Raw genomic sequence first — 12,485 nt, forward strand, 5'->3', positions numbered from 1 at the left:
GTGGTGACATAGCCGGGCTTGTGCAGCTCCGGCTCGTCCGCGTCCTCGCCCACAACCCACAGCGTGCCCTCGTCGGTACGGTCCGACGGCCCGCCGCAGACCTGGCACAGCAACTTCCGCATCGCCCGGCGCTGCCGCAGGAAGTGCACGTTCCCGAACTCCGGCCGTCCCTTCCCCGGACTGATTCCGATCCGCTTCCACAGGACGCCCATGTCGTCACGCTCGTACGGCCCCTCGTCGGCGTACGCGATACCGCCACCCCAAACGACCAACGTGCCTCGGGGCCGGTGCTCCGAAGACCAGCACGCGATGTACGGAACGACCGGAGGCCTCCCCGTCGGCGCGGTCACGAGCCATCCTTCTCAACGGGCCGTACGAGCGGCACCGACAACGAAGCCCAGACGACCTTCCCCGGCCCGGTTCGCTCTGCCACGCCCCACGCGTCCGCGAGAGCGTCCACCAGCAGCAGCCCCCGCCCGTCCGACGCGTCCGGACCGGCCGCCCGAGGCTGCGGCCGCTCCGGCGAACCGTCGTGCACCTCGATGCGGAGAGCCCCGGAGCTGCGGAAGTAACGCGTCTCGATGACCTGCTCCGGCGTCACCCGCGCATGGAGCCCGGCATTGCTGAGCAGCTCCGACAGAATCAGCACGGCGGAGTCCTCCAGAACGGACAGCCCCCAATCGGCCAGAGCCTTCCGCAATTCGAGCCGCGCGTACGCGACGCACCGCGGATCCGGGCTCCACCGCAGCACAACGCGGCTGCCGGTTGGGTCCAGCGGCTCGGCCAAGGCGCGGTGCGTGGCCGCGTCGCTCGGATACTTCTCGGGGTCTGTTCTGCGGACTGTATGTTCGGTCATGTCGACGCTCCTGTCAGCGTTGGCCATGCCCCGGGGCCGTTCGTGCGGCTGCCGGGGACTCCTCTTTGATCCTGAGTGGCCATCAGGCCCGTATCTGCTCCCATGCGGAGACAGCTAGGACGTGGCGGCGGTAGCCTGGAAAAAGCCCAAACGTCCCCGGAGAGACTCTTGAACACAGCGTTAAGATCGGCTATGGATGCGGCTGGCCTCTCGCCACGGCGCCTCGCAGTTGAGGCCGGGGTGACCGCCAAGACCATCGAGCGGTGGCTGGCTGATGCCGAGTTGGTCCCGCACGCAAGGAACCGGGAAGACGCCTGTCGGGCGTTGGGAGTCGACGAAGAGATGCTATGGCCGCAGGCAATAACAACCAGGGTGAAAACGGGCCATGACCGTGAGCTCGTTCACTCGTACCCGTACCGCAGCGCCTGCCCCTCGCAGGTCTGGAACGATCTGGTCGCTGGCGCCAGTGAGAACCTGTATCTCTGCGGCTACACCAACTACTTCTTCTTCACCCAATTGCCGTCCTTCTCCGAAACCCTGCGGCGCAAGGTGGAAGCAGGCTGCAAGGTACGGTTTCTGCTCGGCGATCCTGACGGCGAGGTGACCAGGCAGCGCGAGCGGATCGAGGACGTGGCACTAGCCGTGAGCACACGGATTCGCATTACGCTGGAGAACCTCGCCCGCCTCGGCTCCCCGGAGGGGCTGGAAGTGCGGTACAGCGCTCCCGAGGACTCGGTCAATCACGTCAGTCTGAGCGTTTTCCGATTCGATGACGAGGCCCTGGTGACCCCGCACCTTGCCCGCTTGGTCGGGCACGACAGCCCGCTTCTTCACCTGCGCCGTCGCGGTGACGGGGGAATGTTCGGCCGGTTTGCGGAACATGCGGAAGAGTTGTGGGGCAACGGCGTACCCGCCATGTAGCCCGTCCATAGCTCAGCCGAGAGTTGGAAGCCGCCACCGTGAGACGTCTTCCGTGCCCCTGCTGACGGCCTACCATCAGCTACAGGCCGAAGCGCTCTCTCAGGCGGCTTCCGTGGCCGTGATCGAGCAGGTACGAAAGGGCACCGCGTGACGACCGAGTCCCCCCGTTGGTTCACATCCTCCTACAGCGACAACGGCGGCCAGTGCATCGAGGTCGCCGCCAACCTCGCCACTTCACTCGGCGTAGTCCCCGTCCGCGACTCCAAGAACCCGACCGGCCCGGTACTGGACATCCCCGCCGACGCGTTCACCTCGTTCGTAGAGGGCATCAAGACAGGCGAGTTCACCCGTAGCTTCGACGCGTGATCCGCACGCAGCACTGAGCCCCGCCCTTCCTTCTTCCTTTTGGAGCGGCGGGGCTCTTCACGGGCCGACGGCACGGCCGGACGGCTGGCCGGACGGCCGGGGCGCACACCGAGCGCATGGGCACGAACCACATGGCTCTGACACGATGGAGGTATGCGGAGGAGCCCGGGTCAAGCAACGGCAAAGCGCCTCTAACACCGCAGCTCAGAAAGGGTGTTCCCCGCGCAAGCGGGGGTGTTCCGGCGCCGTGGCTGTATCACTGCCGCGAGCATCAGTGTTCCCCGCGCAAGCGGGGGTGTTCCGCTTGTTGGGCTGCACGGACTGGCCCACATTGAGTGTTCCCCGCGCAAGCGGGGGTGTTCCGCTGCGCGAGCACCGCGGCGAGGTGACGCAGTGGTGTTCCCCGCGCAAGCGGGGGTGTTCCGAGGCCGGCTAGCTCGTCCAGGTCGCCCCGCTCGTGTTCCCCGCGCAAGCGGGGGTGTTCCGCTCGTGGCGAGCGGAGCAGGGGATCTGACGGCGTGTTCCCCGCGCAAGCGGGGGTGTTCCGAACCCGGTTCAGCCCGGCACGGCGGCTGCGACGTGTTCCCCGCGCAAGCGGGGGTGTTCCGGCTCTCCAGAAGATCGCCGCAGGCGGGCCGCCGTGTTCCCCGCGCAAGCGGGGGTGTTCCGCTCACCGATGAACAGATCGCGGCGGCTGAGGAGTGTTCCCCGCGCAAGCGGGGGTGTTCCGTGTAGACCACAGCGAGCCGTGGATCGTGCAACGTGTTCCCCGCGCAAGCGGGGGTGTTCCGGCCTGGCAGACCCGTCACCTAGACGGGCAGACGTGTTCCCCGCGCAAGCGGGGGTGTTCCGTTTCACGGGCGACCCGGCTCCGCCGGCACGGGGTGTTCCCCGCGCAAGCGGGGGTGTTCCGCCGTGACTGTCTCGTATACGACGCCGGAGTGCGTGTTCCCCGCGCAGGCGGGGGTGTTCCGTCGACAGCGAGCGCCTTGGGGTACGGCACGGGGTGGTCCCCGCGCAGGCGGGGGCAATCCTCAAGGCCTCGGGCTGGGGCCGTACCGACCCAGCGGCGGTAGGCATCCACGTCGACGTTGCTGCCGCACACAATGGTGACCACGTGCCGGCCGGCGAAGCGGTCACGGTCTTCGAGGATCGCCGCGATGCCGAGCGCGGCCGAAGGTTCGACGACGAGGCCCGCGTGGTCGAGGAGCATCCGCATACCCGCGATGATCGACGCCTCCTGGACCAGGACGGCGTCGTCAGCGACCAGCAGAAGGTCGTCCAGGACGGCCGGGATGGGACGCCGGCCCGCGACGCCGTCGGCGATGGTGTCGGTCGAGTCGGTGGTGACAACACGCCGTTGCCGCCACGAGTGTGTCATCGCCGGTGCGCCCAGCGGCTGGACACAGATCACCTCGACTTCGGGAGCGCAGTCCTTCAGCACATGCCCCACACCGGTGGCCAGCGCCCCGCCGCCGAGGGCGATCAGGACGGTGTCGAACGACGGCACGGTGTCCACGTCCACCAGTTCCAGGCCGATGGTTGCCGCGCCCTCGCAGGTTTCGATGTCGAGGCTGTCTTCGAGCAGCCGGATGCCGTCGTAGTGGGCGATCGCCGCCGCCCGCTCGCGGGCCAACTCGTGGTCGCCGTCCACGAGTTCGAGCTTGGCACCCAGTGCACGGATGCGGTCGAGCTTGGCCGGGGTGGCGAAGCGGGATGCCACGACGGTGACGTCGAGCCCCCGGGCGCGACCGGACCAGGCGAGGGCTTGGCCGAGGTTGCCCGCGCTGGCGCACACCACGGATTGCGAGCCATTGTCGGCGAGCAGGCCGACGACCAACTCGGTGCCGCGGCCCTTGAAACTGCGGACCGGATTCGCCGTTTCGAGTTTGATGCTCACCGTGCACCCGAGGCCGGGCTCCAGCGCCTCACAGCGGTACAGCGAGGTGTCGAGAAAGACCGGGTCGATCGCCCGGCGAGCCGCCCGGATCCGAGCGGTGTCGAGGCGCGTCCCGTGCATGACACAGCAGCGTAGCGCCACCAGGAGCGGGCTCCGGCGGGGACGAGGCGGCGCACGTTCAGGGCCCACCACGGCCGCGGGCCGAACTCAGGGAGCGACCGGCCGAACGCCCGGTTCACCCCCGGCTGCGAGGGACAGCACCCGGTTGGCTTCGTCAACCGTCGCGCGACTCTGAGACGATGGAAGTATGCGGAGGAGCTTTGACCAAGCAATGGCAAAGCCCCTCTAACACCCCAGCTCACAAAAGTGTTCCCCGCGCAGGCGGGGGTGTTCCGTCGCCCGTGCTGTGCGACAGGCTCAGGTATGAGCATTCCCCGCGCAGGCGGGGATCCGCGGCTGGCCAGCCAGCAGTAGCGCTTTCGTCGTGCCCGAGGTCACGACAGGGCGTCAATGGCCTTCATGACCAGAGCCCGGGCCTCCGCCCCGTACACGGCCATACCCCGCAACTCCTCGAACGCCTTGAGGTACAAGGCGATCTCGGACGGTTGCGTGATGTTCACCTGAGCCGACAGAAGCTCAACCGACACAAGCGTGTCGTCGTACACATGGAACGTCTCCTGTGGCCATATCCGACGCCGTCTCGTACCCATGGGAATCACCCCCAGCGATACAGACGGCAAGGCGCCGGCGGTGAGCAGGTAGCCGAGTTGTGCCGCCATCGCGTCCGGGTTGCCCAACTGGTGTCGCAACGCGGCCTCCTCGACGAGGAACACGAATCGGTGTCCTGGCTCGTGGATGACACGCGACCGGGCGACCCGGGCGGCCGCCGCCTCCGCTCCGTCGTTCGTCGGGATCTCCCGGAAGTCCGCAATCGCGCTGAGCAGAGCGGCGGCATAGCCCTCGGTCTGGAGCAGCCCGGGGATCATGGTGGACGAGTACACCCGGAACAGACTGGTGTCGTGGAAGAACTGCACCCAACTGTCCTGTAGCTGCTTCAGCCCGCTACGGACCTGGTGCCGCCATTCGCTGTACATCGACTCCGCGCTGAGGGACTGGGCGATCAAGTCCTTCGCCTGACCCTCGTCACCGCACGCCCGGCACCACAGGTGTATGTCTTTGGCGGAAGGCGCCGTGCGGGCGTTTTCGATGCGGGACGTCTTCGCGTGATGCCAGGCGCATCGGTCGGCCAGTTCGGTGACCGTCAGTCCGGCCGCCTTGCGGAGGTCGCGCAATCGTCGCGCTACCGACTCGCGCGCAGCCTGGGCGGACGACGATGGGGAGATGGGCATGAACTGTGGCCGTCCGATGCTTCCTGTCAGTGGATTTCGTACTGGTCATGGGGGACAGCGCGCGACCACACCGCCTCGAATGCCTCGGCGCACAGCTTCGCGGCGGCCGGATCGTCGGTGATCTCCTCTCCTGTGGATGAGCCGTCACCAGCGAAGTGGTTCCAGTGGACCCATTGCTCGTCGAAGAGCCAGAAGTCGTTTCCCGGCAAAGCGATGGCGGATGCCTTACGGCGGGGGAGCCACCGGACCTGCTCGCCGGCGGCAACGTTGGTGAAGGTGCCGGAGTGTTCGTACCGGATGTACTCGCTGACCGGTTCGGACACGATGCGGGCCCGGCGCACGACAACGCCCCGCGCCACTGTCTCCGACATCAGATCCAGCCACGGCCGCCACCAGGACGCCCGGTCGGCAGGATCGTGACGGAAGCCGGCGCGCCACTTCGCGAACGGGCCCTCCTCGTAGTCGACGGCGTAGGAATCGCGCATCTCCAGGTGCACAGCTGAGCGTGCGCAGTTGGAGATCAGCTCATCGAAGGTGGGAACGCTCGACTGCATCACACGCCTCCCTGATCAACGGCACCATCCGGGCGGGCATACGAATCACTGCTTCGCTGTCCGGGATCCCCTTGGCGTGCCCCGGGATCTCCGTTGCCGCGCACTCGGCTTCGAGAGCGGCGCTCGGCTTCCAGCCCTGGAAGACAAGCTCCTGTTCGTCCTGGTCTACCCAGACTGTCGGGCTCTGCTTGTCGCCTGTATTGGGATCAATTCCGATGAACAGTAGCGGCATGACTGCCTCCGGAGTCGGCTTGTGCAGTTGTGTGCACCACCATCATCAGTCAGGGGCGTGCAGTCAAGGGGGCAAACTAGTCGTCACCTTGGAAGCTTGAGAAGGGCGCACATATTTGCACATCCCTGGTGCTCGCGCACAACTGCTCCGTACGGTCGGGGGCAGCGGTATTCCGGGCGCTTCGCGCGGGGTCACGCGCGATAACTGGCACGAGTGCGTACGGAGGCAGCCATGGGCGGCGGACAGGCGGACACCACCACGAGCGCCGTACGGGCCGCCGTCGACAAAGCCCGGGCGGTCGGCTACGGCACGGGCTCACACGAGGAACTGAACAAACTGGCCACCGAACTCCGCGGCTACATCACCCAGCTGCTTCCCGTCGCACAGGCCCGGGCCGACCACATGTGGCACGGAAGCCGGGAATGGTACGTCCTCACCTCGCGCCTGCACGGCATCACGACCGAGGTCGAACGACCGCTCGCCGTCGCCAAGTTGGCCGCGCATGTGCAGGTACGACTTCTCGCGCTCGACTGTGAGTGGCTGTCCATGTGGTACGGCACGGACCTCCCGACAGCGGACCCGACGCGATGACGGTGCGAGCAACGGGCATGTTCGACCGCCCGATCGACGCCGAGACCGGGTGCCCACTGATGCGGCACAACCCGCGCACCCCTGAAACTGAGCAGCCAGACAAACCCAGTAACAGGGACGCGGACGGAAGCAGTGAGACAATGCAGGTATGCGGACGAGCATCGGTCAAGCAACGGCAAAGCAGCTCTAACACCGCAGCTCAGAAAGGGTGTTCCCCGCGCAGGCGGGGGTGTTCCCTCGGAGCCGGTCAGCGCGCCCGTGAGGCGGTCGTGTTCCCCGCGCAGGCGGGGGTGTTCCGCAGTCCCTCTTCAGGGTTGGTGAAGCCGGTCCGTGTTCCCCGCGCAGGCGGGGGTGTTCCGCGACGGCACGGCTGCCGCCTGGATGACGGCGCGTGTTCCCCGCGCAGGCGGGGGTGTTCCGTGGTCGTGCGGGAACTGCGGCTGGTCGTCCCGGTGGTCTCCCCGCGCAGGCGGGGGTTTCCGGCCGAGTACCGACGCAGGGCAGGCCCGTTCAGTCGTACCTTCGGCGCCTGATCTGCGCGCTTCGGCGTTCTCATCACGCCCAGGTCAGGACAGGGCGTCGATGGCCTTCATGACCAGAGCCCGGGCCTCCGCCCCGTACACCGCCATACCCCGCAGCGCCTCGAACGCCCGCGCATACAGCTCGATCTCATCCGGGGCGGTAACCGTCACCGATGCGGAAAGCAGCTCCACTTGCACCTGGTCACCGTCGAAGATGGTGAATGCCTCCAGCGGCCACATCGCATGTTCGCGGTCCGCAGTGGAAGGGATCACGCCGATCGATACGGACGGCAGCGACATCGCCGCAAGCAGGTTGCCCATCTGGCCGACCATGACATCTGTGTTCCCGAGGCGGTATCGAAGTACGGACTCCTCGATGAGAAGCACGAAGACATGCGCCCCGTCGCGCATCACGTGCGTGCGTCGCATCCGGGCGTCGACAGCGTCGATTACGTCGTCAGGGGTACCCCGGAACCGGGCGATGCTGCTCAGCATCGCCGTGGCATAACCGGGCGTCTGAAGGATTCCGGGCACGACGTGGGAGCAGTAGGTGCGGAACAGGCGAGTTCGTTCCCACAAGGGGATGCTCGACTCCTGTAGGCGCTTGAGGCCGCTGCGCTGTAGCCGCTTCCACTGTACGTATGCGGAGTCGGCCTGGCGGTTCGCTGCCACCAGATCAGGCGCCTGCGCATCCGCACCGCACGCCGTGCACCAGGCTCGGATGTCGGCGTCCGAAGGGGCCGTTCGGGCGTTCTCTATACGGGAGGACTTGGCGACGGACCAGCCGCAGCGTGCTGCCAGTTCCTTGCCCGTGATTCCGGCGTCCAGGCGCAGCTCCCGCAGACGTTCGGCGAGAGCTGCCCGTGCCTGATGCGCGCTGGACGATGGTGAAAGGGGCATGGGTGGGGTGGGCTACCTGATCTCGTATTCGTCGTGCGGGATGGCCCGTTCCCAGATCCGTTCAAAGGCCGACGCGCACATCTCGACGGTGGTCGGGTCGTCGTGGATCCGGTGCTCGACGATGTCCCCGTTGCCCGCGAAGTGATGAGCCCTGATTACCCGCTCATCGAAGATCCAGAAGTCATTGCCCGGCAACAACAGGTCCGTTGTGTTCCGGCGCGGGAGCCACCGGACGTTCTCGCCCGCCGCCACGTTCGCCTTGGTGATGTAGTGCTCCCAGGCGATGTATTGGGTCACGGGCTCGCTGACCACACGAGCGCGCCGAACGTGGACGCCCCGCGCGACAGCGTCCGCGATCTCGTCGTGGAACGACGACCACCACCGTGACCGGTCCGACCAGTCGATACGCTCGCCTCGCTGCCACGCCTCGAATCTGGGGTTCGAGTAGTACACGTCCCGCATTTCCAGATGTACGGCCGAGTGCTTCGCAGCGCTGAGCAGTTCAGTGAAGCCCGGGACGTTCGAGGGCATCGATCGCCTTCCTGATGGCCGGCACCAGGCGGGCCGGGATGCTGATGATTGTCTCTGTGGGCGGTACCGGGCCGTACGCGGGGGATGTGGCCTCGCACTGCGCTCGCGAGACTTCGTCGGCGTTGTAGCTCTGGATCAGCAGCCGTTGCTCTTCCTTGTCGACCCAGACTGTCGGGCACTCGTTGCGGTCCGTACTGGGGTCGATCCCGACGAACTGAATCCGCATGTCCTTGAACCTCCGTTGCCGGTCAAGTTACAGGGGTTTTCATCACGGTCATACCTCCGGGTGAGGGCGTCAAGAGGGCCTCCCCGCTCCATGCGGACAGGCTAAGTCGCCTGTAATTCGGTGCAACTTTGCTGACTGGTCGGACCGTTCCTCTCTACGGTCGGGGGCAGCGGTATTCCGGGCGCTTCGCGCGGGGTCGCGCGCGATAACTGGCACGAGTGTGTACGGAGGCAGTCATGGGCGGCGGACAGGCGGACACCACCACGAGCGCCGTACGGGCCGCCGTCGACAGAGCCCGGGCGGTCGGCTACGGCGCGGGCTCACACGAAGAACTGAACAAGCTGGCCACCGAACTCCGCGGCTACATCGCCCAGATGCTTCCCGTCGCACAGGCCCAGGCCGACCACATGTGGCACGGGAGCCGGGAGTGGCACGTCCTGACCTCGCGCCTGCACGGCATTGCGACCGAGGCCAAACGACCGCTCGCCCTTGGCAAGTTGGCCGCACATGCGCAGGTACGACTTCTCGCGCTCGACTGCGAGTGGCTGTCCATGCGGTACGGCACGGACCTCCCGACGGCGGACCCGACGCGATAACGGTGCGAGCAACGCTCCTGGGCGACGCCGGGCCGTCCCCCGTTTCGCCCGCATTGACGCTCGGCCCGGCGCCCTCGCATCACCCCCCATCGGCCCCGCCCGGGCGCCCCGTGGCCCGCAGGCGTGAGGGCACCTCATCCCTGCCGACCACATGGCGGACCAGGCCGAGTCCATCGCCCGCCTGGTTCCTGGCCGCGTGCGGCCGGGGGCTCTGTGATGGAGACGTCACCACATGGCTCTGAGAGGATGTAGGTATGCGAACGGGTATTGGTCAAGCAACAGCAAAGCCGCTCTAACACCGCAGCTCAGAAAGGGTGTTCCCCGCGCAGGCGGGGGTGTTCCGTCCGTCCCGGCCTGGGCGCGCACCCACGCGGCGTGTTCCCCGCGCAGGCGGGGGTGTTCCTCGGCGAGACGCTGGGGAAGAAAGTCGGACCCCGTGTTCCCCGCGCAGGCGGGGGTGTTCCGCGGAAAACCCACAGGGTCACCGGCACTGGGCAGTGTTCCCCGCGCAGGCGGGGGTGTTCCGACGGGTTTCCGTACGGTGCGGCACTGGCCGCTGTGTTCCCCGCGCAGGCGGGGGTGTTCCGCGGGTGGAGATGTACCGGGCCGCCTCCACCAGGTGTTCCCCGCGCAGGCGGGGGTGTTCCGGCGAAGTGCTGCATCCCAGTCCCCCGGTTCCGGTGTTCCCCGCGCAGGCGGGGGTGTTCCGTGATGAGCGAATGCATCTTCGGAGTGGATATCGTGTTCCCCGCGCAGGCGGGGGTGTTCCTCCCGGCGGCGACTCCCAGGTCACCGCCGGCAGTGTTCCCCGCGCAGGCGGGGGTGTTCCGTCGTCCAGGAACACGTACTCGCGGTCGATGACGTGTTCCCCGCGCAGGCGGGGGTGTTCCCTCCCGAGCCTGCTCGGCCCGCTGTACCGGTTCGTGTTCCCCGCGCAGGCGGGGGTGTTCCGTCCCGCTCGTGCACGATCACACCACGGGTGTGGTGTTCCCCGCGCACGCGGGGGTAATCCGAGCCGCACCAGCTCAACCCGCGGCACAAGCAACAACGCCCGCCCGTACCCCCGCCGCATCCATCCGCGCCCCCGTGCCGCCGGATTGCGTCAGGGCGGCTGGGTGAGCTGGGTGAGCTGGGTCAGTACGACTTGGGGAGGCCCAGGGACTGATGGGACACATAGTTCAGGATCATCTCCCGGCTGACCGGTGCGATCCGGGCCACGCGCGCGGCGGTGATCAGGGACGCAAGGCCGTACTCGCGGGTGAGGCCGTTGCCGCCGAGGGTGTGTACGGCCTGGTCGACGGCTCGTACGCAAGCTTCGGCGGCGGCGTACTTGGCCATGTTCGCGGCCTCGCCCGCGCCCGTGTCGTCACCCGCGTCGTACAGGGCCGCCGCCTTACGGGTCATCAGTCCGGCCAGCTCCAGCTCGATATGGGCCTGGGCGAGGGGGTGGGCGATGGCCTGGTGGGCGCCGATGGGGTCGTTCCACACCTGGCGGGTCTTCGCGTACTCGACGGCGCGCGCCAGGGCGTACCGGCCCATGCCGAGGGCGAAGGCTGCGGTCATGACGCGTTCGGGGTTGAGCCCGGCGAAGAGCTGGAGCAGTCCGGCGTCCTCGTCGCCGACGAGGGCGTCGGCGGGCAGCCGTACGTCCTCGATGACCAGCTCGAACTGCTTCTCCGCCGCGTCCAGTTCCATCTCGATCGGCGAGCGCCGGAAGCCCGGGGTGTCGCGGGGAACGATGAAGAGGCAGGGCTTGAGGCGGCCGGTCCTCGCGTCCTCGGTGCGGCCGACGATGAGCGTCGCGTCGGCGATGTCGACGCCCGAGATGAAGACCTTGCGGCCGTTGAGCACCCAGTCGGTGCCGTCCCTGCGGGCGGTGGTGGTGATGCGGTGGGAGTTGGAGCCCGCGTCGGGTTCGGTGATGCCGAAGGCCATGGTGAGGGAACCGTCGGCGAGGCCGGGAAGCCAGCGCCGCTTCTGCTCGTCCGTACCGAAGCGGGCGATGACCGTACCGCAGATGGCGGGCGAGACGACCAGCATCAGGAGCGGGCAACCGGCCGCGCCCAACTCCTCCAGTACGAGGGAGAGTTCGGCGATTCCGGCGCCCCCGCCGCCGTACTCCTCGGGCAGGTTCACACCGAGGTAGCCGAGCTTGCCGGCCTCGCGCCAGAGGGTCTCGCGGTCGTAACCGCGGCCATGGCGCCGGCCGAGGGCGGCGACCGCGGCGCGCAGGGCGGCCTGTTCTTCCGTCTCGACAAGGGGGGTGCGGAGGGTGCGGGGGGTGTTGCTCGTGGCGCTGTCGCTCATGCTGTCTCCTCCCGGATGTCCTTCTGTACGTCCGTGGCGGCCGCGTCCGTAGCGCGCACCTGCGTGGCGCCCGCGTCCGTGGCGCTGACGACGGCGAGCAGGGCTCCGACCTCGACCTGGCGGCCCGGGACGGCGTGGAGCGCGGTGAGCGTGCCGGAGGCGGGGGCGGTGATGCGGTGCTCCATCTTCATCGCCTCCAGCCAGACGAGCGGCTGCCCGGCGGTGACCCGCGCGCCCTCGGCCAGCCCGTCCGCGATCCGTACGACGGTGCCGGGCATGGGCGCGAGCAGCGAACCGGGTTCGGTACGGCGGCTCGGATCGGTGAAGCGGGGCCGGGCGATCAGCCGGTACGAGCCGTCCGCGCTGTCCACATGGACCTCGTCGCCGTACGCGGTGACCTCGAAGTGCCGTACGACGCCCTCGATTTCGAGAGCGACCCGGCGGGGTGCGACGGCGACGACCCGTACGTCCGCGTCCGCATGCCCTTCCATACCCTCAACGACGAATCCGTCCCGCGTGGCCCGGTAGCGGATCTCGTGCTCCCCATAGGTCTTCCGCTGCCACGCCGCCCCCACATTCCGCCAGCCACCGACCCGCGCGGGCAGCCCCGCGCGGGTCGGTGGCTGGCGGAATGT

The 12,485-nt window shown here is 68.0% G+C and carries 13 protein-coding genes, 3 pseudogenes and 2 CRISPR repeat arrays; of the genes and pseudogenes, 5 read left to right on the forward strand and 11 right to left on the reverse strand.

Translation table 11 applies throughout. The annotated features are described in order from the left end of the window. Window positions 1-350: pseudogene (locus tag WH07_RS17115) on the reverse strand (hypothetical protein); the annotation flags it as partial. Continuing rightward, window positions 347-856: an ATP-binding protein gene (locus WH07_RS17120; RefSeq protein ID WP_079023301.1), complete on the reverse strand. Its 510-nt coding sequence runs from the start codon at window positions 854-856 to the stop codon at window positions 347-349. The pseudogene WH07_RS17115 and the gene WH07_RS17120, both read right to left, overlap by 4 nt. 240 nt (window positions 857-1,096) lie before the next feature. On the opposite strand from WH07_RS17120, the gene WH07_RS17125 reads away from it, so the two are divergent. The 3 genes and pseudogenes from WH07_RS17125 (at window position 1,097) to WH07_RS17135 (ending at window position 2,143) form a co-directional block, all read left to right on the forward strand. Beyond that, on the forward strand, window positions 1,097-1,777 hold the full coding sequence (locus WH07_RS17125; protein WP_408645863.1) for an XRE family transcriptional regulator: 681 nt from the start codon (window positions 1,097-1,099) through the stop codon (window positions 1,775-1,777). A 37-nt stretch (window positions 1,778-1,814) separates the two neighbouring features. Then, window positions 1,815-1,928 (forward strand): annotated as a pseudogene (locus WH07_RS41185) (transcriptional regulator); the annotation flags it as partial. After that, on the forward strand, window positions 1,925-2,143 hold the full coding sequence (locus WH07_RS17135; protein WP_046500816.1) for a DUF397 domain-containing protein: 219 nt from the start codon (window positions 1,925-1,927) through the stop codon (window positions 2,141-2,143). The pseudogene WH07_RS41185 and the gene WH07_RS17135, both read left to right, overlap by 4 nt. A gap of 213 nt (window positions 2,144-2,356) precedes the next feature. Continuing rightward, a CRISPR array of direct repeats spans window positions 2,357-3,117; the repeat unit is 29 nt; unit sequence GTGTTCCCCGCGCAAGCGGGGGTGTTCCG. 182 nt (window positions 3,118-3,299) lie between these two features. Here WH07_RS17135 and WH07_RS42160 read toward each other — a convergent pair. From WH07_RS42160 to WH07_RS17155, 4 genes and pseudogenes are all read right to left on the reverse strand, one after another. Then, window positions 3,300-4,163: pseudogene (locus tag WH07_RS42160) on the reverse strand (threonine ammonia-lyase); the annotation flags it as partial. Window positions 4,164-4,537: 374 nt separating this feature from the next. Then, window positions 4,538-5,392, reverse strand: coding sequence for a helix-turn-helix domain-containing protein (locus WH07_RS17145; protein ID WP_046500818.1), 855 nt, complete (start codon window positions 5,390-5,392; stop codon window positions 4,538-4,540). 26 nt (window positions 5,393-5,418) lie between these two features. Then, window positions 5,419-5,946 carry a DUF6879 family protein gene (locus WH07_RS17150; RefSeq protein ID WP_046500819.1) on the reverse strand — a complete coding sequence of 176 codons (528 nt, stop codon included), beginning with the start codon at window positions 5,944-5,946 and terminating at the stop codon, window positions 5,419-5,421. Further along, entirely contained in the window at window positions 5,918-6,178 is a 261-nt protein-coding gene (locus WH07_RS17155; RefSeq protein WP_046500820.1) for a hypothetical protein, read from the reverse strand. Before WH07_RS17155 ends, WH07_RS17150 begins: the two co-directional genes overlap by 29 nt. A gap of 231 nt (window positions 6,179-6,409) precedes the next feature. Between WH07_RS17155 and WH07_RS17160 the strand changes: the two genes are divergently transcribed. Beyond that, a complete protein-coding gene (locus tag WH07_RS17160; protein ID WP_046500822.1) occupies window positions 6,410-6,769 on the forward strand; it encodes a DUF6415 family natural product biosynthesis protein in 360 nt (119 codons plus the stop codon). Window positions 6,770-7,335: 566 nt separating this feature from the next. On the opposite strand, the gene WH07_RS17165 is transcribed toward WH07_RS17160, so the two are convergent. The 3 genes from WH07_RS17165 to WH07_RS17175 are packed head-to-tail and all read right to left on the reverse strand — an operon-like array spanning window position 7,336 to window position 8,947. Continuing rightward, window positions 7,336-8,190 (reverse strand): helix-turn-helix domain-containing protein, encoded by an 855-nt coding sequence (locus tag WH07_RS17165; RefSeq protein WP_046500823.1) that lies wholly within the window; start codon window positions 8,188-8,190, stop codon window positions 7,336-7,338. Window positions 8,191-8,202: 12 nt separating this feature from the next. Then, window positions 8,203-8,721, reverse strand: coding sequence for a DUF6879 family protein (locus WH07_RS17170; RefSeq protein ID WP_046500824.1), 519 nt, complete (start codon window positions 8,719-8,721; stop codon window positions 8,203-8,205). Then, complete coding sequence (locus WH07_RS17175; RefSeq protein ID WP_046500826.1) at window positions 8,693-8,947, reverse strand: hypothetical protein; 255 nt, start codon at window positions 8,945-8,947, stop codon at window positions 8,693-8,695. Before WH07_RS17175 ends, WH07_RS17170 begins: the two co-directional genes overlap by 29 nt. 236 nt (window positions 8,948-9,183) lie before the next feature. Here WH07_RS17175 and WH07_RS17180 point away from each other — a divergent pair, with 236 nt between their 5' ends. Next, entirely contained in the window at window positions 9,184-9,543 is a 360-nt protein-coding gene (locus WH07_RS17180; protein ID WP_046500827.1) for a DUF6415 family natural product biosynthesis protein, read from the forward strand. A 314-nt stretch (window positions 9,544-9,857) separates the two neighbouring features. Continuing rightward, window positions 9,858-10,555: direct repeats of the CRISPR family, unit length 28 nt; unit sequence GTGTTCCCCGCGCAGGCGGGGGTGTTCC. Between the two features lie 122 nt (window positions 10,556-10,677). Here WH07_RS17180 and WH07_RS17185 read toward each other — a convergent pair. Both WH07_RS17185 and WH07_RS17190 read right to left on the reverse strand, forming a co-directional pair. After that, entirely contained in the window at window positions 10,678-11,850 is a 1,173-nt protein-coding gene (locus WH07_RS17185; protein WP_046500828.1) for an acyl-CoA dehydrogenase family protein, read from the reverse strand. Next, a partial coding sequence (locus WH07_RS17190; RefSeq protein ID WP_332836361.1) for an acetyl-CoA carboxylase biotin carboxyl carrier protein subunit occupies window positions 11,847-12,485 on the reverse strand: 639 nt, incomplete at its 5' end. The genes WH07_RS17185 and WH07_RS17190, both read right to left, overlap by 4 nt.

Source organism: Streptomyces odonnellii (genome assembly GCF_000981895.1).
GTDB lineage: Bacteria > Actinomycetota > Actinomycetes > Streptomycetales > Streptomycetaceae > Streptomyces > Streptomyces odonnellii.

What these genes read in the sequence shown, in the direction of transcription:
- WH07_RS17160 (WP_046500822.1), top strand. Translation starts at nt 6,410, where the DNA reads ATGGGCGGCGGACAGGCGGACACCACCACGAGCGCCGTACGGGCCGCC.
- WH07_RS17150 (WP_046500819.1), bottom strand. Translation starts at nt 5,946, where the DNA reads ATGCAGTCGAGCGTTCCCACCTTCGATGAGCTGATCTCCAACTGCGCA.
- WH07_RS17175 (WP_046500826.1), bottom strand. Translation starts at nt 8,947, where the DNA reads ATGCGGATTCAGTTCGTCGGGATCGACCCCAGTACGGACCGCAACGAG.
- WH07_RS17120 (WP_079023301.1), bottom strand. Translation starts at nt 856, where the DNA reads ATGACCGAACATACAGTCCGCAGAACAGACCCCGAGAAGTATCCGAGC.
- WH07_RS17180 (WP_046500827.1), top strand. Translation starts at nt 9,184, where the DNA reads ATGGGCGGCGGACAGGCGGACACCACCACGAGCGCCGTACGGGCCGCC.
- WH07_RS17145 (WP_046500818.1), bottom strand. Translation starts at nt 5,392, where the DNA reads ATGCCCATCTCCCCATCGTCGTCCGCCCAGGCTGCGCGCGAGTCGGTA.
- WH07_RS17185 (WP_046500828.1), bottom strand. Translation starts at nt 11,850, where the DNA reads ATGAGCGACAGCGCCACGAGCAACACCCCCCGCACCCTCCGCACCCCC.
- WH07_RS17170 (WP_046500824.1), bottom strand. Translation starts at nt 8,721, where the DNA reads ATGCCCTCGAACGTCCCGGGCTTCACTGAACTGCTCAGCGCTGCGAAG.
- WH07_RS17155 (WP_046500820.1), bottom strand. Translation starts at nt 6,178, where the DNA reads ATGCCGCTACTGTTCATCGGAATTGATCCCAATACAGGCGACAAGCAG.
- WH07_RS17165 (WP_046500823.1), bottom strand. Translation starts at nt 8,190, where the DNA reads ATGCCCCTTTCACCATCGTCCAGCGCGCATCAGGCACGGGCAGCTCTC.